The organism is Corallococcus sp. CA041A (assembly GCF_003612075.1).
GTDB lineage: Bacteria > Myxococcota > Myxococcia > Myxococcales > Myxococcaceae > Corallococcus > Corallococcus exiguus.
Map to the genome: position 1 here is coordinate 1 of NZ_RAWF01000183.1, position 20,220 is coordinate 20,220.

A 20,220-nucleotide genomic window follows, 5' to 3' on the forward strand; every position below is an offset into this window, starting at 1 on the left:
GACTTCGAGGGGGAGGCGGGCCTGTGGTGCTGGCGCGTGGGCGCGGGGGCCTCCTGCTTCTGAAACTCTTGCCTCAAGGTGATGCCCCCCATCCCCATCCAGATGACGAGGAACGCCAACCAGCCCAGAGTCTTCGCGAGCCCTACCTCCTGACCCACGCATTGGTGCCGTTCCGGGTTGTTGGCCAGGTAGAGCACCTCCACCGGGTCCCCCTTATCGGGAAGGCGGTGGCTCGACCTGGAATCTTCATAACGGCCTCGGATTTCCTCACCATCCGGCAGATGGAAGACGTATTCCACGACGTCGCTGGTGCCCGAATCTCCCGACGAGGCACTGTACGCGCGGGTCACCGTTCCATGGGCGTGCAGCCCCTCCGCCCGGAGCTTCAGGGTGAGCTCATGGGAGAGCAGCAGCTGCACCATCAGGCCCAGCGGGATGATGAAGAAGAACACCACCAGCATCAGGTTGTTGCCGAGGTCCATGGCATTGCCTTTCAGGGGCTCCGTCAGGAGGCGGTTCAACGAGGGTACATGCGTGGAGGATGAGCAGGCATTGCGCGAAATGGCAATCCAGTCCCGCCCCGGCCGTAGGGCCCTCCCTAACTCGACGTCGATGGCCGCCGCACGCGTGGGCCGAGCGGACCTGGTGCGCGTGCTGCTGGAGGCCGGCGCCGACCCCGCGCTGCCGGACAACCTGGGCGAAGCCCCCTTCGTCACCGCCGCCGCCTACGGTCACGTGGAGATGTGCGCGCTCCTGTTCTCCAAGGCCCCCCGACGAGAAGGGCTTGGCGCGCACGCAGCTCAAGAACCAGGGGCTCACGGAGCTTGAGCCTCCCCGACAAGCGCGCCGTGTTGAGCGTGGTCGGCCCGTTCCAGTGGGCCAGCGTGTCCCCTGCGCCCGCGAACGAGGCAGCGGGAACAAGCTGAGGAATTGGAGGCCTCCCTGTCAGTAGCCCTCCACAGCCATCCCGGCCCAGAAGGTATACAGTGTATACCCGCTGGACCCGACAGGAGGAACACCGCATGGGCGACCGATGGCTGCTGTGTGGGGCGGAAGTCATCACCTGCGACCCCGAACAGGCGGACCTGCCTCGAGGTGACGTCCTGGTGGAGGACGGGCGCATCGTCGCGATGGGTCCCCAGTTGCACGCCGGGGACTGTCGCGTCGTCGACCTGCGCGGGAAGCTGCTCCTGCCCGGCCTCATCGATGCGCACCGGCACACGTGGCAGACGCCGCTGCGCGCCCTGGGGGCGGACTGGACGGTGATGGACTACCTGGCGGCGGTGCGCGTGAAGCTGTCGCCCGCGTTCCAGCCGGACGACCTGCATGCCGCCAACCTGGCCGGGGCGCTGGAGGCCCTGGACGCGGGCATCACCACGCTCGTGGACTATTCGCACTGCGTGGAGTCCCCCGCGCACGCGGACGCCGCGCTCACGGCGCTGGAGGACTCCGGCATCCGGGCCCTCTTCGCCTACGGCTACGCGGCGGGTCCCCAGGAGAGCACCGCGCTGCCGACCCCCGCGAGCCGGATCCAGGACGCCCGGCGCCTGCGCTCCACCCGGCTGGCCTCCGACAGCGGGCTGGTCCGCATGGGCGTCGCGCTGACGGAGATGCAGGTGCCCTGGGAGCAGAGCCGGGCGGAGCTCCTCTCCGCGCGCGAGCTGGGCGTCCCCATCACCGCCCACTGCTCCGCGTGGCCCGTGTCGGGCCCGAGCGAAGTGCGGCGGATGGCGGACGAAGGACTGCTCGGTCCGGACGTGCTCTTCGTCCACTGCACGTGGAGCTCCGACGAGGACCTGCGCCGCATCGCCGACAGCGGCGGTGCCGTCGCGGTGACGCCGGAGACGGAGCTTCAGATGGGCATGGGCTTCCCCGTCACCGGACGCGCGCTCCGCGCGGGGGTCCGGACGACGCTCGGCTGCGACGTCGTCTCCAGCAACGGCGGGGACCTGTTCACCGCGATGCGGCTGGCCCTCCAGGTAGAGCGGGCCCGGGCCCATGAGAAGGACGGGCTGTCCCGGGTCCTCGCGCTCAAGGCCGCTCGCATGCTGCCGATGGTGACGCTCGACGCCGCGGAGGCCCTGGGGCTGGGACGCGTGACGGGCTCACTGCGGCCGGGCAAGGACGCGGACCTCATCGTCCTCGCCGCCGATGCGCTGAACCTGACGCCGCTCAACCGTCCCCGCGACGCGGTGGTGCTCCAGGCGCATGCGGGCAACGTCGAATCGGTGATGGTGCGCGGACGGTGGGCGAAGTTCCAGGGAGCCCTGGTGGACGTGGACCTGGCCACGGTCCGGCGCCGGGTCATCGAGGCCCGCGACGCGGTGCTCGCCCGGGTGGGAGGACCGGACACACTCCTGGGCGGACGGGAGGACCTCTCCGCGCACTGGGACATGGGAGGCGCTGGCGGCACGAAGGACGCGTGACGCGACGCCCACTCAGCGCTGGCGGGGGCGCTTCCGCGCGGGGACCCGCCGTGCGTCGATGCGCCGCTGGATGCCCTCCAGCATGAAACCGAGGCTCTGCTCGAACTCCCGCTCCACGTCAGTGGCCCGCATGTGCGGCACGCTGTGGGCAAGCCCCGGGTAGTCCCTGGCGGGAAGCGCCTGGGCCGCCGCGAAGAACCGCTCGAACGGCGGCGGCGTACCCGGTGGCCCCACGTCCCACGGCTCCTGCCGGCGGATGGCTCCGGCCAGCCAGGAGAAGAACGTGTTGTGCAGCGCCCCCGCCTCCTTCCACGGGATGCCGGCGGCGTGAAGTCCGCTCACGGTCCGGTCAAGAATGACGAGCGCCGTGTGGACGACAGGGCCCTGCTCCAGCAGGAACTCCATCAACCCCGGGTGCGCCAGCCCCACGGCGCGCAGACGGCCCGCGAGCAGCCGGAGCCACGCCACCGGATCCTGTGGCTCCGCGGGCAACACCAGACGTTGCTCCGGGGGCAACACCAGACGTCGCTCCACAGGCGACACCACCGTCTGAAGGATGGTCTCGGCGCACAGGAGCACGAGTGCATCCCGGTTCGCGACATGCTTGTATATCGCCATGGGCGTGACCCGGAGCCGTTCGGCCAGCGTCCGCATGGAGAGCTGTCGCAACCCCTGTTCCCGGACGAGCGCGACGGCGGTCCGCACCACGGTGTCTCGCGACAGCCGCGGCCGACGCACACGTTCTCCTCGAGGACTGCTCGCGCGGAAGGTCATGCGACGGAGCATATCCCGTCCGCCAGAAGCGACCGTGATTCACCCATACAACGCCCTCCCCAAACCCTGCATCCAGATAATTTCCCATGAACACTGAATTGACATGACTTCACTTCAAGTGCGTCAGTCTTTGTGCCAGGATGTGTCTTGTCGCGCCCGGGGATGCGTGGGCCATACAGGCCCCGTCCGAGGAGTGGGCGGACGCAAGAGGGGAAAACATGTTCACTGAAAACACGCATCGCCCAGGGGGGGCGCTGCTCTTGGCGCTCGGGCTTGGCGCATGGGTTGGCTGTGGAAGCGCGCCAGAGGCGTCCATGCCTTCCGAGCAGACACCGCCGGGAGAGCTGCGGCACAGCGAGGCCGAACTCTACGTGGCGTCCTCCACCCTCTGGTGGCCGCTGACCATCCCCGTGTGTTGGGAGAACCCGGCCGCGGGCAACGCCACCCAGCGGCAGTGGGTGCGCGACGCGGTGACGCGCACGTGGGAGGCGAACTCGAGCGTGCGCTTCTACGGCTGGGGGACATGTCCGTCCTCGTCCAGCGGCGTCCGCATCAACATCAGCGACGAGGGCCCGCACGTAAAGGCGCTGGGCAACGGCCTCAACGGCAGGGCCCAGGGCATGGTGCTGAACTTCACGTTCGCCAACTGGAGCCCGTCGTGCGCCAGCAGCCTCAAGTACTGCATCGACGCCATCGCGGTGCATGAGTTCGGCCACGCGCTGGGCTACGCCCACGAGCAGAACCGTCCGGACCGGCCCTCCACCTGCACCGAGCCCGCGCAGGGCTCCTCGGGTGACTGGCTCATCGGGCCGTGGGACCTGGCCTCCGTGATGAACTACTGCAACCCGGCCTGGAACGGGAATGGCAACCTGAGCGCCACGGACGTCCAGGGCGCGAAGATCACCTACGGCATCCCCTGGGAGTCGCTGGGCGGCGGCTTGTCCTCCGGCCCGGCGGCTTCGTCCTGGGGCGCGAACCGGCTGGACGTGTTCGTCCGGGGCCTGGACAACCAGATGCACCACCAGTACTGGGCGGGCGCGGGCTGGAGCGGATGGGGCCTCCACCCGGGCGTCATCACCTCCGACCCGGCGGCGGTGAGCTGGGGCTCCAACCGCATTGACGTGTTCGCGCGCGGCACGGACAACTCCATGCTCCACAAGGCGTGGGATGGCTCCTCCTGGAGCCCCTGGTACTCGCAGGGCGGCGGCTTCAACTCCGGCCCGGCCGTGGCGTCCTGGGGCGCGAACCGGCTGGACGTGTTCGGCCAGGGCCTGGACAACCAGCTCTACCACCAGGCCTGGACGGGCTCGGGCTGGACGTCGTGGACGGTGATTCCGGGCGTCGTGACGTCGGATCCGGCCGCGGTGAGCTGGGGACCCAACCGCATCGACCTGTTCGCCAAAGGCTCCGACAACACCTTCCTCCACAAGTACTGGAACGGCACGGCCTGGAGCGGCTGGGGCTCGCTGGGCGGCACCTTCACCTCCGCTCCGGCGGCGGTCTCTCGCGGCGTGAACCAGCTGGAGGTGTTCGGCCGGGGCTTGGACAACAGCCTCTGGGTCAACACGTGGACGGGCTCCAGTTGGACCGGCTGGAACTGGCTCGGCGGTGAGATGACCTCCGCGCCCGATGTCGCGAGCTGGGGTCCCGGCCGGATGGATGTCTTCTATCGCGGCACGGACAACACCCTGCGGCACTCCTGGTACGTCAACGGCTGGTAGCGCCCCGCCGTCGCCAGAGCCCATGGACCCTCATGGGCTCCGGCACGGGGGCCACTCCAGCTGCCGGACAACGCCGACGCCATCTATCTGCACGGGCTGGCGTCCTTCGTGGCCGGAAAGGACGCGGACGCGGACCGCATCCTGCGCGAGGCCCTGGCCAAGGTGCCGGACAACGCCATGGTGCGCATCGCCCTGGCCAAGGTGCGCCGGCGGATGGGCGACGACGCGGAGGCCCAGAAGCTGCTGGAGGCCGCCCACGCCAGCGATCCGTCCGACGTGGGCGCGGCCAACGACCTGGCCGTGCTGCTGATGTCGAAGCCCGAGGGCGCGGCCAACGCCCGCGCGGTGCTGGCTCCAGCGCTCAAGGCGCACCCGGACGACGCGGGCCTGCACCTCAATCAGGCCCTGGCCCTGGCGGACACCGACAAGGCCCAGGCCCGCACGCACGCACAGAAGGCCCAGGCCAGCACCGACAAGCACATCCGCGAGCAGGCGGACCGGCTCGTGGCTGCGCTGAAGGGCAAGTAGTCCTCCACGCTCGGGGCTGCTGTTCTCTTCGGCGGCCGCGCAATGGCGGCTGCCGTGACGGGTTGATCCCAAGCACCCCATCCGTCTCCGCGGACTCGATGCTGGAGGCAGACGGTTCGAGACGCGCAACAACCCGCGGGACATGAGTCCCGGGGGGAAGCGGCCGCGTGTCACGTCGGTGCAGAAGATGCTGCTGCACGTACCGGCGACCGTTCACGCTTCCTCATCGGGAGACTCCGTCAGCCCAGCCCTCCAGGCGTTATTGGCAGCCATCGCCTACCAGGCAGGGCCCGCTTCTGGGCTTCGGTGTGAGCGGAAACAACGCTCAAGGCGTGTGGAGGCCTCGGGGTCCCCCCAAAATGAAACCGGGCTGGGAACGCTCGCGCAGAGGTGGCCACGGGCACATGATGTTCCCTGGAGGTCACACGTGAGGCGCAGGTGGCGACAAAGGGCGTTCGCGCAGTTGGTGATGGCGGTGCTGGCGGCAGGTTGCGGCGCATCGAATGGTTCAAAGCCCCCGGATGAGCTTCCCCGCGACTGCGTTCCCTCCGGCGGTGCCACGGGCGCCCCCGGAACCATCGAGGAGGCGGTGGCGCTCATCAACTCCCTGCCCCGCCCCACTTCCGTGGCCTGCCTCGTGGAGAGTCTGGACCGGCCCCTGCGGCTGAGTGCCACGGAGAGCGACTTCAGCGCGCAACCCGCGCATGGCCGGCGCAGCCCTCGCATCTTCCTGTTTTCGGGCCCCCTTATCCTCTCGGTCGTTCCTGACGGCCCAGGAGCGGAGGTCGTCGAGTTCAGCCAACTCGACGCCTCCGGCCGCTCCATCAAGGGAGAACTGGCCTTCCCCATCGAAGCCGAGGTGCTCCCCGAGGCTCCGTACACGAAGGTCATGTTCCAGCCCGACCTCACCGTCTGCGCGTTCTGTCACGCGGACGAGAAGCCTGCGCATCGCGTGGGTAACGCGTGGGCCTACTCCTCCCAGGCGCTGCGCCCGGTGGACTCCTCGCTCGTCCCGATCGAAGAGCTCCAGCGGGAAGCCTCCACCTGCGACACCTCCGTCGAACCCGAGCGTTGCCGACTCCTTCAGGAACTCTTCGAGCACGGCATGCCACGCGCTCACGCCTTTCCCTCGTCACTCCCGACCTTCCCCTGATTCATGCGTCGGCGGATTGGGTCGGAGTCCTGAGTGCGCTGGCGCTGGAGTGACTGTCGCGGATGGAGGATGGCCGCCTCGCGTACCGTATGAATCATCCGCTGCTCGCGGGTCGGGAGAGCGTCTTCAGCTTCCGCCGGGCCGGAGCACGATCGCGGGGAAGGGCGCGATTTCACGGTGCGGAGCCGCTGAGGCGGGCGTGTTAGCGTTCCGCGCGATGAGCGGGCAAAAAGGGACGATTGTCGAGCTCAACCCCATCGACGCCCTCGGGTGGATCGAGTTCGACGAAGGCGGTCGGGTGCGCTTCGGTGGCACCGCGCTCAAGAGCTTCGCCGTGAACCCCTCGGTCGGCACCCGGGTCGAGGTGCACGGCACCGTGCCGGGCTACAAGGGCGTGCCCAAGGCGGTGATGGTGACGCCGCTCATCGTCGCGCCCGCGGCCACCTAGGAGCCCAGGGACGAGCCGAGCAGCGCGCAGGAGGAGACCCCATGGCCGACCTTCGTGCGCGAGCACCCGCGCTGGAGCGACGCCGCCGAGACCTGCGTGCCCTGCGCGCGCAAGGCGCCTCGCCCCGAGCTTCCCGAGCACCCGCTGTTCGCGCCCTGGCGCCGCGAGCTCCGCGAGACCGCGCCAACCTGCGTCGATCTGAAGGTGCCGCATTACCTGAAGCCCGAGAGCTTCGATCCCGGTCCCGGCGATTGCTTCGCGCACGGCTCCGTCGCCTGGCTCGACGAGCCGCGCTGGCCGAGCTGCGGCGTCTGCGCTCGCCCGCTGGAGATGTGCGTCCAGCTCACGCCGGCCGTGCTCGCGGACTTCCTCCCCGGCGGCCGCGGCCTCGCCGCGCTCTTCTGCTTTCACTGCGGCGTCGCGAAGAACAGCGATCCGCGCGTCGCGTACGTGCGCCTGGTGGAGCCGAGGCACCGCGTGACCGGCCCCGAGGCGTGGCAATCGGCGTCGAGTGGCTGGCGGCGCGAGAGTCTGCGGGTGACGCCGGCCTCCCCGGCAACCGAGCTGCCGCCGGCGATCTGGTACCGCTATCGCTCGGAGATCACGCCGGAGACCGCGTCGAGCGCGCTCTTCGGCTTCGATGCGCTCGATCTCGACGGGCCGTTCCCCAAGGGCTTCGATCCGGATCAACTCGAGGAGGTCGGCGAGGAGTACGACGACTGGCTCGCGCAGCAGCGCGGTGGCGCGAGCTGGGGCGGAGCTCGCCTCGGCGGCGTGGCGCGCTGGGATCAGGCGGACGCGACGCCGAGCTGCGCGCACGGCGAGATGCCGCACCTGCTCGACTACGGAGGCGGGCAGTTCCTCGATGGGGCGCTGCACGTGTTCTCGTGTCGCGAGCGGGTCTGCGAGCTGGCGTTCGTCGCGGAGTTCTGAGGCGCCTGCGCTCGAAAGTCACTTGCTCCCTCAAGCGGGGGCGGAGCCGGGGCTGGAGGAGAGCCCGGCCCAGGCTGCGACGGTGGAGTCGACGATGGAGCGCACGCCGCGATTGGATTGGGCGGGACTGCTGCGCCGGACGTTCGCGCTGGATGTCTTCGCCTGCTCTCGGTGTGGAGGCCGTAGGAGGGTGCTGGCATACCTGACGGCCCCTGGTGGGGGGCGCGCCATTCTGGAACACCTGGCATTGCCCTCGCGGCCTGCGAAGCTGGCCCTGGCACAGGGTCCACCCCAGAGCGTGTGGTGTTGAGCTCAAGCACCCACAGTGACCTGGAAGCCCACGCCCTTGCGGCCTGCCGCCTGGCTGGGCCGCTTGGGCCGGCATGTGCCCCGAGGGGCGGTACGGCCTCTGCTCCGGCCCGGCGCACAGCCCGCGCGTCACCCTCCAGCGGCCCTTCTTGACCCCTCTTCACCAGCCCGCCGCCCTCAACAGGGCTCCTATCCGTCCTATACTTGAGCCCCTGCGGGTGGAGCCCCGGAGCCACTGCGCGCGGTGCGGCGGTTCCGCCAACCGGCGCGCGGAGGTGGCGTTCCTGGAGATGTGCCACCAGCGCGGCGTGCAGCGCGTGGTGGTGGTGGGCGGCTCGCCCGCGGTGCGTGAGGAACTGGAGACGAAGCTGGGCGGCCACATCTCCCTGCGCATGGTGGACGGCACGGAGCGCCGCACCGCGGACCGCGCGAAGAGCGACCTGGAGTGGGCGGACCTGGTGCTCGTGTGGGGCGCCACGGAGCTGCACCACAAGGTGTCTGGCCATTACACGCACCTGGCCTCCGCGCATCACCGCAAGGTGGTGCACGTGGTGCGCCGGGGCGTGGCCGCGCTGCTGGATGAGGCAATGATTCATCTTCAGCGGGCGCGGTGAGCGGCTGACGCCCCGCTACGCGGTGTTCACGTCCTGAACGGGAGGTCGGCCACTTTCCCGGGCGACTTCCGCACGCGGTCCGGGTTCATGGGGGCTCTCCTCCTCTTCGCACTCGCTGGCTACTGGCTCTTCGCGACCCGGAAGGAGATGAGCTGAGCGCGGTGGCGAGGTTTTTTGGGACGCAGACACGGTGGAGCAACCTTCAGGGGTGAATGACCTATTTCCCTGGAGGTCCGCATGCCTGGTCCGCGAGTCCCTGGAGGCTCTGGTGCCGATCCATCCACAGCCATCCGCAAGGTGGAGCAAGCCCGCCAGAAGGACCGGGCCGAACAGGCGGGGCCGTCGCGTCAGGTCCAGCAGGTAAAGCCGCGCAACGAAGACCGGTTCCGCTCCTCGTTCCAGGCCGGGGCCCCGCCCTCGAAGGGCCCCGAGCTCGCCCCGAACCCGCCGCCCGCCAGCACGCTGCTCACCGAGAACACCCGGGATGGCCAGGTGAACTGCCTGGACAAGGCCGCTGACTGGGTGGACCGGACGTCGCCCGAAATCCGCGCCCGCTCGGAGCTGGTCTTCCTCAAGGACAAGCGTGCTGGCGAGGAAGGCCAGTCTGGCCACGTGGTCGTCCGCCAGGGCTCCAAGGTCTATGACCCCGCCACGAACAAGAGCTACGACTCCACGGACGCGTACCTGAAGGAGCAGCCCCATTACGAGCAGGTGGGGACGCTCCCAGCCGGTCAGGCGAAGAAGATTCTCGACACGCCCCCGGGCTCCCCCGCGCGCCAGACGGCCCTGGAGCGCGCCAATGTGTCGCCTGAGCTCCAGTCCATGATGGTGGCCGACGCGCCCCAGCAGTCCGATGGCGCGGGGAGCGGGCCCGAGGTCAACAATCAGGCAGAGAAGCCGAAGCTGACCGCGGAAGAGGCGGAGGCGGCAGCGCGCGCGGATGCCCAGAAGGTGCGTCAGTCCATGAAGGATGGCTGCATCTATGACGTTGGCGCGAAGACCCTGCAGGGCCTGCTCGAGGGCAACAAGGATCCACACTACCAGAAGGCCCTGGTCCAGGAGCTCGGACCCGAGCTGAAGAAGATGGCCGCGCAGTCGCTGAACACCAGCCCGCAGCTCGCCAAGCCCCAACTGAGCGCGCTGGCCAAGGCGGCGAGCATTGGCGGCCCGAACGTCACCAGGATGATCGCCACCGAGATGGCGAACGCGTGCCCGGCGGAGAAGCTGTTCAGGGAACAGGAGCCGCTGTTCTCCGCGCTCGCACAGACCATCGGTGGCGCCGAATTGGGCGCGATGGTCGCGAACACGCTCGATCAGCAGGGAAAGTCCGGCCCGGCCGCTCAGGTGGGCAACTCGCTGGCGAGCGGCATCCAGAAGACCCGGGAGGACTTCGAGGAAAAGAAGATCGCCTTCGACGAGGCCAACGAAGACCTGACGAAGTTCGTCGCCCAGCTGAGTCCCGCGCTCACCGGGAAGCAGCGGCAGAAAGCCATCCTCGACTACGAGAGCCGCACCCCCGCGTACGGCGAGTACGAGGAAGCAGCTCGGAAGCTCCTGGGCAGCCTGACGACGCCGGGCACCGCGGATCCGGCGAGAGCCACGGCCCCTGGCTCCCAGCTCCCGAAGTGGATGGACTTCCTCGGCGACGAGGCGGAGAAGACCATGGCGCACCTCCCCGACCTCGCCAACACCAAGGCGGGTCAGGAACTGCTCCTGGGGGAGTTCCAGAAGCAGGCCGAAGACCAACCCAGCCTCTTCGATGACCTCGACGCGGCGGCGACGTTCGGCAAGGCCGGAACGGATGCCTCGACCAAGCTCACCGCTGCCACCACCAAGGCCATGGGCTACCTGGTGCTGTCGAAGGCGGACGACCCGGAGGCCGTGAACCGGCTCATCGGCACGCTCGAGGAGAATCACGCCCTGTTCGGCTGCACCCAGGCCGAGATGAAGGAGATGGCGGCTGCCTTCAAGGCACTGCCCACGGGTGGCGAGGCGGCGCAGGAGAAGTTCAAGAAACTCTCCGCCACCCTCGCCGGTGGCGCTCCGGGGATCGTCCAGCCGATCCGCGCGCTCGGATTCGCGTGTTCCCTCGTGGGTGCCGTCAATGGCGTGAGTAATTTCCACAAGAACCCGCTTGAGGAGCAGGTGAAAGCCATCGGCGACACGATCGGTGTCGGGGGAGATGGCGCGTCGATGCTGCTCCAGATGTTTGGCAAGGCTGGCAGCGCCGCCTCGAAGGTCTTCGAGCGCATGACAGGGATAGGCAACGCGGTGGGGGCCATTGGCGATTTCATCGGAAGCGTGCAGGCAGTCAAGAATGGGGACTACCTTTCAGCCGCGGGGAAGAGCGCCTCCGCGTTGGGCGGACTCATCCTCGCCGCGGCCACCATTCAAGCCGTTCCCGTCGGGGGACAGATTGCCGGCGGCCTCCTCGTCGCTGGCGGAGCCGTCATCTCCGTCGTCACCAAGGCACAGGAGGCCGAAAAGAAGGAGGCGAACCTGAAGATGAGCCTCCAGGCTGCGGGAATCACCGAGCCCGTGCTCTCCACGCTGGTGGACGCGGACGAGGAGAGCCTCAAGGTGCTCTCCGAAGAGATGAAGCTGTCACCGCTGGACATCCAGAAGCTCGCGCAGCAGAGCCCGGAACTGCTGACGGAGCCCCCCCAGCAACTGAAGCAGCTCATGAAGTTGGGAGAGGCCTACGGCATCAAGGGTCCAGCGCTGTTGGGAGTCATGGATGCCTTCAAGGGCCTGAAGAACAGTCCGGGGGAGGAGTTCCAGCACTTCGTCGGAATCCTCTCCCTCCCCGGCGGCCCGGTCACCCCCCGCAGGGAGGAATGGGACCAATACTTCGACGGGCTGCGCGAGTCCCCGAACCTCAAGAACAAGGTGGAGGGACTCAAGCGCTATCTCGCGGAGCAATCGCAGCCGAACAAGGCCGCGTAAGGCCGTCCGGGGGCGCCCCTGGGACGTGGGCTTCCTTCCCCGGCGCCATGCAGCCACTTGAAGTGAATCACCCTCACACCGCAACCATGAACGAAAACTGCGACTACAATTACATCTTCATGTAGCGAGGAGACCGAGGAACCCCTCGTGGGAGATGGCAGGGGGTGGCTGAACGATTGGTCAGCCGCCGCCGCGATTACCGAGGCTTTCGCGTGGGTGCCGAGGTGCAGCCTGGCTTGGGTTTCGGTGCGCCGGGGACTCGCCCCCTGCTCGTCCGCGCGTACCGGGTGACGGTCCCGCCACTTCTTCCTTGAAGGCAACCATGGCTAGAGTTGCTTCCCACCATGTCTGGTTGCCCTTCCGAGGAAACGATTCTCGCCTTCGTTGAGGACCGCCTGCCTCCCGAGCAGCGGGCCCTGGCCGAGGCCCACACCTCACGCTGTGACGCCTGTGGGACGCTGCTCGCCGCCATCGCGGCGACGTGGCACGCGGAGGGAGCACTGGGGGAAGAAGCGGCCCCTCCGCCCCGCCTGTTCGTTCCAGGGGAGCAGGTGGGGCCCTACACCATCGTCGGGCATGCCAGCAGTGGCGCGATGGGCGACGTGTATCGGGCGCGCGATGGGCGACTTGGACGGGACGTGGCGCTGAAGGTGCTCCCGGCACGGTTCGCCCAGGAGCCCGAGCGTCTGGCCCGCTTCCGCCAGGAGGCCCGCGCCGCAGGTGCGCTGTCCCATCCGCATCTACTGACCTTGTTCGACGTGGGAGCCCATGAAGGCACGCCCTACCTCGTCACGGAGTGGCTGGAGGGCGTCACCCTGCGGACGCGGCTGATGCGCGGGCCGCTGCCCCTGGCGGAGGTCCTGCGGCTGGGCATCCAGCTGGCACAGGGGCTCGCGGCCGCGCATGCCCGCGGCGTCATCCACCGCGACCTCAAGCCGGCGAACATCTTCCTGTGCGCGGATGGCGGTGCCCGCATCCTCGACTTCGGGCTGGCGCGGCTCACCGAGCGCGGCGAAGGCGCGGCGGTGACCCGGAGCGGCGCGGTGATGGGCACCGCCGGCTACATGGCCCCCGAGCAGATCCGCGGGCAGAGCGCGGATCCTCGCGCGGATGTGTTCTCACTGGGCACGGTGCTCCACGAAGCCCTGAGCGGTCAGGCCCCCTTCGGGGGTGACAGCGCGGTGGAGCGCATGAGCGCCGCGCTCCGCGACGAGCCCCCCATGCTGCCGGGTGAGCTGGGAACGATCGTCGCCCGCTGTCTGGCGAAGGCTCCCGGCGACCGGTTCCAGTCCGCGCAGGACCTGGCCTTCGCCCTGGAGTCCATCGCGTCCCGCTCCGGAAGTCAGGTGCCCCGGGCCGTGCATCCCCGCGCCCTCCCGCGTCCGGCCTTGTTCACGCTCCTGGCGGTCGCGCTGCTGTGCGTGGCGGGTGGGCTCCTGGCGTTCGGGCGTCCGTGGAAGGTCCCGGTGTCGAGCTCCACGTACCGACCGGCCACCTTCCAGCGAGGCCCCGTGCTCAGCGCGCGGTTCTCCGCGGATGGACACACGTTTCTCTATGGCGCGGCGTGGGAGGGAGGCCCCGTGGAGCTCTACAGCGCGCGCACCGAGCGTCCGCTGTCGCAGCCTCGTGGACTGAACGCGGATGTGCTCGCCGCGTCGTCCCGGGGAGAGCTGGCGGTGTTGCTCGCCCCCCGGTTCTTCGACCCGGAGCATGGCAGTGGCACGCTCGGGTTGATGCCGCTCGCGGGCGGCGCACCGCGGGCCGTGCTCGACGGCGTGCTGGAGGCGGACTGGGGGCGCGGCGAGGGACCGCTCGCGGTGGTGCGCCGGGTGGGCGAGACCTTCCGGCTGGAGCAGCCGCCCGGCACCGTGCGCTTCGAGTCGCAGGGGTGGATCAGCCACGCGCGGGTGTCCCCCGATGGCGAGCGAATCGCGTTCCTCTTCCATGAGAATCCGAAGGACGACCGGGGCGGGGTGTGGGTGCTGGAGAAGGACGGGCCGCCCCGGGAACTCTCCGGAGACTGGGGGTGCACCCGGGGACTGGCGTGGGCTCCGGATGGGAGCGAGGTGTGGTTCACCGCCGCCCGCATCGGTGCGGACACCGCGCTGTTCGCGGTCAACCTGCGAGGCACGACGCGGCTCGTGGATCGGATCGCCGGTCGGATGCTGCTCCAGGACATCTCGAACGCTGGCACCGTCCTGGTGGATCACCAGAAGATCCGTTCAGGACTCGTGTTCGGGCGAGCGGGGGAGGAGCGGGAGCTCACGATGGCGGATGCCTCGATCATGTCGGACCTGTCCCAGGATGGCCGGATGCTGCTCATCTCCGAGGGGAACCAGATCGAAGGCCCCACCTATGGCGCGTACGTGCGCACCACCGATGGCGCACCTCCGGTCCGGCTGGGAGACGGGCATCCCCTGGCGCTGTCCCCGGATGGCAAGCAGGCGCTGGTCGTGCGTTATGGGGAGCGGATGGAGTTCTTCCTGCTGCCCACCGGCGTGGGGGAGCCGCGCCCTGTGTCATTGGCTCCGGTGGCCACGGTGCTTTCGGCACGCTGGTTTCCGGATGGGAAGCGGTTGCTGCTGCGCGCGAGCCAGGAGGGGCGCCCCGCCCGCTTGTGGGTGTTCGAGCCGGGCGCCGGCGCCCCCCGGCCCGTTACGGCGGAAGGCACCGGCTTCCACACGGCCATTTCCCCCGATGGGGAATGGCTCGCGGCGGTGGATGAATCGGGAAGCCTCCGCCTGTTCTCCGCGACGGGGGACGCGCAGAGCGTGGTCCCGGGCACATTCCCGGGACAGTGGGTGGTGGGCTGGGACGCGAGCGGCGCGGCCCTCTACCTGCGCAGTGTCTCGCTTCCCGTCCAGATCTCCCGGGTCGACATGAAGACAGGCGTAAGCGTGCCGCACCTGACGGTGCCCGCGCGCGGAACCCCGCCGGGGCTCATCACGATCATGACCCTGGCGCTCTCTGCGGACGGGAGCGCCTACGCGTACAGCTACTTCGAGACGCTCTCCCAGCTCTACCTGGTGGAGGGGCTCGGGAAGGACTGAGAACCCGATATGGCAATGGGAGCGCGGAAAACGCCATGATGGATGCCTGGGAATGCGAACCCGAGGAGTCCCGCGTGCGAAGCCTCTCATTCCGGATCACCCGTCTCGTCTCGGCGCTTATCGTGCTGGGCGGTTGTGAGCGTCAGGAGCAGCCTCCCGCGCCCACGCGGTCCGCGCCGGCTCCGGTCAAGGCCAGCGCGCCAGCGCCGGTCCCGCCCTCGCGGAGCACCACCGAGCAGGAGCTGCGCGAGCGGCTGCGGTGCGAGGCGCTCCTCGGCTTCAGCGGGCTGCTGGCGGGCCAGCAGGAGTACTTCGGGGAGAAGGACGCCTGGACCACGGACGTCACACGGCTCCCCACCCCTGCGCCATGCACGGATGGCAGCCGCGTGCCCACGCCGGACGCCACCTGGCTCGCGGGTTGCCACTTCCGCTACGCGGTCTCGATGGCCGGCTCGTTGCCCGACAACAGCACCTTCAGCGTGCGCGCGGTGGGCGTGGGCGGACTCGCCGAAGGGCTCACGTACTCCATGACGCATGGGTACGTGGACGGGAAGCCCGTGCGGGTGTGGCCTTCCGAACTCGTCCTCGAGGAGTGCCATGGCGTGCGCAGGCCGGAGGGAACGCCCCTGCCGGCCCCGCTGTGCGAGGGGGCCAGCAACCTGAAGGCGCTCTTCACGTCCGAGAAGGCGTACTTCGGGGAGAAGGACCGCTACTCGGAGAGCGCCGCCCAGGTGGGCTTCGCGCCGGAGCCCTGCCTCGACGGCTCCCGCGCGCCCGTGCCCGATGACACGTGGACGGCAGGCTGTCGCTTCATCTACCGCGCGGAGGTTTCGGGCACGGCGCCGGAGCAGACCTTCCTCCTCACCGCGCGCGGAATGAAGGGCCCCGTGGTGGAACAGAAGCTGACGCTGGACTCCCAGTACACCTGGAGTCCAGCCGATCCAGGCTGCGCGCCCTGACGCGCGAAGGTGAAGGTGGAGGCCACCCGTGCCATCTCCGTGACGGGGAGCTCCAACTCCGTCACCTGGAAGCGCGGCCACGGCAAGTCGAAGCCGAAGATCAGCCGCACCGGCATGGACAACAAGGTCACCCAGGAGAAGGAGTCGCCAGATCGCATTCAGAAGCCCAGCAACCTCACCAGAGGCGATCCCATTTCAATTCCAGGAAAAACTGGATATATCGGAAGGAGTGCTTGACGTTGGCACCCTTCCCGAAATGGGGTCATCCATGCGCGGCTCACAGGTCCTCGGTATCGCTCTCGTCTCCAGCATCGCCTTCACTCCGCTCGCGGAGGCGAAGAGCGTCTCCTTCTCGGGCTATCAATGGGAGGTGCGCAGCGGTCAGGGCGGCCCGGGCCCCAATGCCTGGGATGACCGCAACGCCTGGGTCGATGCGAACGGCTACCTCCACCTGAAGATTGCGTGGCGCGACGGACGCTGGACGACGGCGGAGGTCTACATGCCGCAGCAGCGGCTGGGGTTTGGCACCTACCAGTTCAAGGTGATTGGCCGGCCGGACCTCTTCGACGACAACGTGGTCCTGGGCCTGTTCAACTACACGCGTCCCGACGTGGGCCCGGACGCCACGAATGAAATCGATATCGAGTTCGCGAAGTGGGGCGGCAGTCAGCCGCAGATGGGCAACTGGGCCGTGTACCCCGCGGTGACGGGCGTCCCCTACTCCCATCAGGCCTACCCCATCAGCCTCGGGGGGACCTACTCCACCCACCGCTTCCAGTGGTCGTCGAGGCAGGTCTACTTCCAGGCGTTGCATGGCCACCAGGATGGCAACGTCAACCAGATGGCCAGCTGGCTCTTCAATCCACCGGACTACGTCCAGCGCATTCCCCAGAACCCCCTGCCCGTCCACATGAACTTCTGGCTCTTCCAGGGACTCGCGCCCAAGAACGGTCAGGAGGTCGAGATCGTCATCGCGGAGTTCAAGTTCATCCCCGCTCCGTAGACGTCAGGTGCGGGTCAAAGCGAACAGGCCGCGCGAGGAGCACGCCGCTTCTGGACGAACGTGCTCACCGCGGCCTTGAAGCACTCTGGCGCCGTGAAGAGCAGGAAGTGCGGCCCACCCTTCACGGTGAACAGGTTGACGCCAGCGGCTCCCTCAAGCGGGGGCGGAGCCGGGGCTGGAGGAGAGCCCGGCCCAGGCTGCGACGGTGGAGTCGACGATGGAGCGCACGCCGCGATTGGATTGGGCGGGACTGCTGCGCCGGACGTTCGCGCTGGATGTCTTCGCCTGCTCTCGGTGTGGAGGCCGTAGGAGGGGGCTGGCATACCTGACGGCCCCCGGTGGGGGGCGCGCCATTCTGGAACACCTGGCATTGCCCTCGCGGCCTGCGAAGCTGGCCCTGGCACAGGGTCCACCCCAGAGCGTGTGGTGTTGAGCTCAAGCACCCACAGTGACCTGGAAGCCCACGCCCTTGCGGCCTGCCGCCTGGCTGGGCCGCTTGGGCCGGCATGTGCCCCGAGGGGCGGTACGGCCTCTGCTCCGGCCCGGCGCACAGCCCGCGCGTCACCCTTTGGCGCCTCCCCGCCCCTTCGGCTCCAGCCCCTACCCTCAACAGGGCCCCCTTCGCCTGATGCGTTGGGGGCTCCGAGAACGCATCAGACCTGACCGCAGGCCCGCTACAGCAGCCCGTCCAGCCAGGTGAGCTGCGCGTCAATCGTCTCTGAAATAGCGAGCGGCTGATCCGACGTGCTCGGGTCGGTGTACGGATTGCCAATCTCCTTGTGCTGCCACTTCACCCAGGTCTGCTTGTACCAGCCCCAGTCCAGGTCGGTGCCCGTCGAGGGAGGCGTGGCGCCCGCGTACCCGGAGAAGGCGCGGATGCCGGTGGCCGGCGCGACCTCCTGGCCCCCCACCACCTGATACAGGTGCAGCCGCTCGCGGCGGGGGAACTGGGAGGACAGGTTGGTGGCCCACGCGCCGTAGAACGTGCCCCAGGGGCGCACGGGGTTGTTCACCTTGGTGTCGAACGTGCCCAGCTCGCCCTGGCTGTTCCTGCACACGCCATCCAGCGACGACACGTAGACGGTGATGCCATCCAGCGCCGTGTTGGCGCGGAGCGCCTGGGCAATTCGCATCACCAGACACCCGCCGCGGGAGCTCCCCGCCAGGTAGATGGACCGCGTCTCGGGTCGGACCTGGGCCTGGAGCCAGTGGACGAACCCGTTGACGATGCGCTGCTTCGTGTCGCTGTCGAACAGGTGGTCGAAGTTGTTGTCGTTGACCACGGACAGGTGCGTCCTCCCCACCGGAAACCAGCCCAGGGCATTGAGCTTCATGGCCAGGGAGCGGCCATCCAGGACCACGTTGGCGCAGGAGACGCCGTCACAGGACGCGTCCCAGTTGGAGGACTGGCCCGTCACGCCGCTGGAGTGCCCGCTGCTCGAGATCTTCTGCCCGGCGGTCATGAAGACGATGGCCTCGCGCACGCTCGGGGCCTCCACCTGGGCGATGCGGATGGCGTGCAGTGTGCTGTCGGAGGCACCGGCCGCGCGGAACTGCTCGAAGCCCGGCGCCGCCTGGTAGCCACCGGAGGCGTCCTTGTAGACGACGCGCCGTGACACCACCGTCCGGCTGTTCCCGTTGGGATAGGCCAGCGCCTGGGATTGTGAGTCCAGGGTCACCTGGGGCTCTCCGGGCAAGTCCTCCGGCCCTGGCGGAGCACAGCCCGTGAGAGTGCCAACCAGCGCCAGGGCAACGCCTGCCCAGAGGGAGATGCGACGAGGGATACCCGAGGTGTGGACCATGGACTGCTCCTGGATTCTGGAGGGAGCCGCGCGGAGCGCAGCGGGGGGCATGTCAGACCAAAAACCGACCGTCAGCGAGTTGTTCGCCGCCGAAAAGTGGTCCTGTGCGACGTATGCCTCCCTCCATGCGGACGCAGGTGTGCAGTCGCTGCTCCACGCGCCGAGGAGCTTGACGAAGAAGGAGAGCGATTGAGTCTTTTCTGTTCGGGACATCATCTGGAAGCGCGGAGCCGGCCGGCAGGTCCCCGGTCATCGTCCGCAGTTGCTGGCAGGAGGCCGGTTGCCCCGAAGGGCTGGTGCTGCACTCGGACAACGGCGGCCCCATGAAGGGCGCCACCCTGCTGGCCACGCTGCAATGGCTGGGCATCCCCCCGTCCTTCAGCCGGCCCCGCGTCTCGGACGACAACGCCTTTTCCGAGGCCCTCTTTCGTACCCTGAAGTACCGCCACTCCTTCCCACCGCGCCTTCGCCTCCAGCCAGGACGCGAAGGGGTGGGTGGCGCGTTTCGTCGCCTGGTACAACACTGAGCACCGGTATTCCGCCATCCGCTTCGTCACGCCCGACGACAGGAACTTCGGCCGCGAAGCCACGCAGCTCACCTAACGCCAGCAGGTGCATCAGCGTGCCCGCGCACGTCACTTCGAGCGCTTGGGAGCCACGCCACCCATAAGCGCTCGGCCTGCCGCGGCGCAGAAGCCCCATGCGATCGTTTCTCGCCCGGCGCGGCCTTCACTGACGGCCTTCGTCCGCCACTCCGTCCAGGAACTCCTGATGCAGGAGGGGCCAGAGCACCAAGCCCCAGAAACGAAAACGGGCTGGAAACCTTTCGGTCTCCAGCCCGCTTCGTCGTTTGGTCGGGGAGACAGGATTTGAACCCGTGGACACGGGGTGCCCTAAACCCGCGACGGCGCACGCCTTTCGCCCAATCGTGAGTGAGTCCGGGTACTTCGAGTCCACGGGCAGTCCTCACCAGTCCCGCCTATCGCCCCGAGTCCCCTTCAGTCTTGGAGACATTCTGGAGACGGCGTGATGGCCTCCGACGGGGTGCGCGGCGTTCTGGAGCACTGGCGCTGTCTTTGCGGCCTATGAAGCTAGCCTCAGCTCAGTGGCCACCCCAGCAGGCAGAGTGTCGAGCCCAAGCAGTAACGGTACCCTAAAAGCCCACGTCCCTGCTGCATCCCTCCTGGGTGGGTCGGCGGGAAGGCGTGTGCCTCCAGGTGGTTGCACGGACTCTCTACCGGCCAGCGGTAGTAGATTGTCGAGGTATGCCGCTCTGGTACCCCTTTGAACCGATGATGTTTCGGCCAGACACGTTATGGGTGCAGCGCGTGCTCGCGGACCTCTCTGCGCTGCACGACGCCGGCGCGTTTGACGACGAGTACCTTAGGCGCGCTTGGCTCACGATAATGCTGGTCGCTTTGGGGAATTGTACCGCACCGGATTATTGAGACACCAGATTGGTTGTAATCAGGCCGCCTGCTTCGACTGCATCAGCGCTCGCCGGGCCTGACTCGGCGAGAGGAAGTTGTGGCGCTCCAGCAGCCAGTGCTCGTT

16 protein-coding genes and 1 pseudogene are annotated in these 20,220 nt (G+C 68.5%); 14 read left to right on the forward strand and 3 right to left on the reverse strand.

Annotated features, from left to right (window positions below):
* On the reverse strand, positions 1–482 hold a 482-nt coding region (locus tag D7V77_RS28095; RefSeq protein ID WP_120579382.1), incomplete at its 3' end, for a DUF3592 domain-containing protein.
* Between the two features lie 130 nt (positions 483–612).
* Between D7V77_RS28095 and D7V77_RS28100 the strand changes: the two genes are divergently transcribed.
* Positions 613–828 (forward strand): ankyrin repeat domain-containing protein, encoded by a 216-nt coding sequence (locus D7V77_RS28100; RefSeq protein ID WP_120579383.1) that lies wholly within the window; start codon positions 613–615, stop codon positions 826–828.
* A 194-nt stretch (positions 829–1,022) separates the two neighbouring features.
* Positions 1,023–2,426, forward strand: coding sequence for an amidohydrolase family protein (locus D7V77_RS28105; protein ID WP_120579384.1), 1,404 nt, complete (start codon positions 1,023–1,025; stop codon positions 2,424–2,426).
* Positions 2,427–2,438: 12 nt separating this feature from the next.
* On the opposite strand, the gene D7V77_RS28110 is transcribed toward D7V77_RS28105, so the two are convergent.
* Positions 2,439–3,164: a TetR/AcrR family transcriptional regulator gene (locus tag D7V77_RS28110; protein ID WP_158624506.1), complete on the reverse strand. Its 726-nt coding sequence runs from the start codon at positions 3,162–3,164 to the stop codon at positions 2,439–2,441.
* 350 nt (positions 3,165–3,514) lie between these two features.
* Here D7V77_RS28110 and D7V77_RS28115 point away from each other — a divergent pair, with 350 nt between their 5' ends.
* The 11 genes from D7V77_RS28115 to D7V77_RS28170 all read left to right on the forward strand — a co-directional run bounded on the left by D7V77_RS28115 (position 3,515) and on the right by D7V77_RS28170 (position 16,864).
* Positions 3,515–4,921: a M12 family metallopeptidase gene (locus tag D7V77_RS28115; RefSeq protein ID WP_120579386.1), complete on the forward strand. Its 1,407-nt coding sequence runs from the start codon at positions 3,515–3,517 to the stop codon at positions 4,919–4,921.
* A 108-nt stretch (positions 4,922–5,029) separates the two neighbouring features.
* Entirely contained in the window at positions 5,030–5,449 is a 420-nt protein-coding gene (locus D7V77_RS28120; RefSeq protein ID WP_233597277.1) for a tetratricopeptide repeat protein, read from the forward strand.
* A 427-nt stretch (positions 5,450–5,876) separates the two neighbouring features.
* Positions 5,877–6,602: a hypothetical protein gene (locus D7V77_RS28125; protein ID WP_147452182.1), complete on the forward strand. Its 726-nt coding sequence runs from the start codon at positions 5,877–5,879 to the stop codon at positions 6,600–6,602.
* Positions 6,603–6,819: 217 nt separating this feature from the next.
* The gene (locus D7V77_RS28130; RefSeq protein WP_120579389.1) at positions 6,820–7,050 is read left to right on the forward strand and encodes a hypothetical protein; all 231 of its coding nucleotides are present in this window, start codon (positions 6,820–6,822) and stop codon (positions 7,048–7,050) included.
* 54 nt (positions 7,051–7,104) lie between these two features.
* The gene (locus D7V77_RS28135; RefSeq protein ID WP_120579390.1) at positions 7,105–7,983 is read left to right on the forward strand and encodes a hypothetical protein; all 879 of its coding nucleotides are present in this window, start codon (positions 7,105–7,107) and stop codon (positions 7,981–7,983) included.
* A gap of 527 nt (positions 7,984–8,510) precedes the next feature.
* Positions 8,511–8,906 (forward strand): hypothetical protein, encoded by a 396-nt coding sequence (locus D7V77_RS28145; protein ID WP_233597278.1) that lies wholly within the window; start codon positions 8,511–8,513, stop codon positions 8,904–8,906.
* Between the two features lie 237 nt (positions 8,907–9,143).
* Positions 9,144–11,852, forward strand: a complete 2,709-nt coding sequence (locus tag D7V77_RS28150; RefSeq protein WP_147452183.1) for a hypothetical protein — start codon at positions 9,144–9,146, stop codon at positions 11,850–11,852.
* Positions 11,853–12,196: 344 nt separating this feature from the next.
* Entirely contained in the window at positions 12,197–14,902 is a 2,706-nt protein-coding gene (locus D7V77_RS28155; RefSeq protein WP_120579392.1) for a serine/threonine-protein kinase, read from the forward strand.
* 74 nt (positions 14,903–14,976) lie between these two features.
* The gene (locus D7V77_RS28160) at positions 14,977–15,861 is read left to right on the forward strand and encodes a hypothetical protein (RefSeq protein ID WP_147452184.1); all 885 of its coding nucleotides are present in this window, start codon (positions 14,977–14,979) and stop codon (positions 15,859–15,861) included.
* 9 nt (positions 15,862–15,870) lie between these two features.
* Positions 15,871–16,098, forward strand: coding sequence for a DUF3060 domain-containing protein (locus tag D7V77_RS28165; RefSeq protein ID WP_120579394.1), 228 nt, complete (start codon positions 15,871–15,873; stop codon positions 16,096–16,098).
* 31 nt (positions 16,099–16,129) lie between these two features.
* On the forward strand, positions 16,130–16,864 hold the full coding sequence (locus D7V77_RS28170; RefSeq protein WP_120579397.1) for a glycoside hydrolase family 16 protein: 735 nt from the start codon (positions 16,130–16,132) through the stop codon (positions 16,862–16,864).
* Positions 16,865–17,538: 674 nt separating this feature from the next.
* On the opposite strand, the gene D7V77_RS28180 is transcribed toward D7V77_RS28170, so the two are convergent.
* Positions 17,539–18,666, reverse strand: coding sequence for a hypothetical protein (locus tag D7V77_RS28180; RefSeq protein ID WP_169821026.1), 1,128 nt, complete (start codon positions 18,664–18,666; stop codon positions 17,539–17,541).
* A gap of 284 nt (positions 18,667–18,950) precedes the next feature.
* Here D7V77_RS28180 and D7V77_RS28185 point away from each other — a divergent pair.
* Positions 18,951–19,266: pseudogene (locus D7V77_RS28185) on the forward strand (transposase); the annotation flags it as partial.
* Between the last annotated feature and the right edge of the window lie 954 nt (positions 19,267–20,220).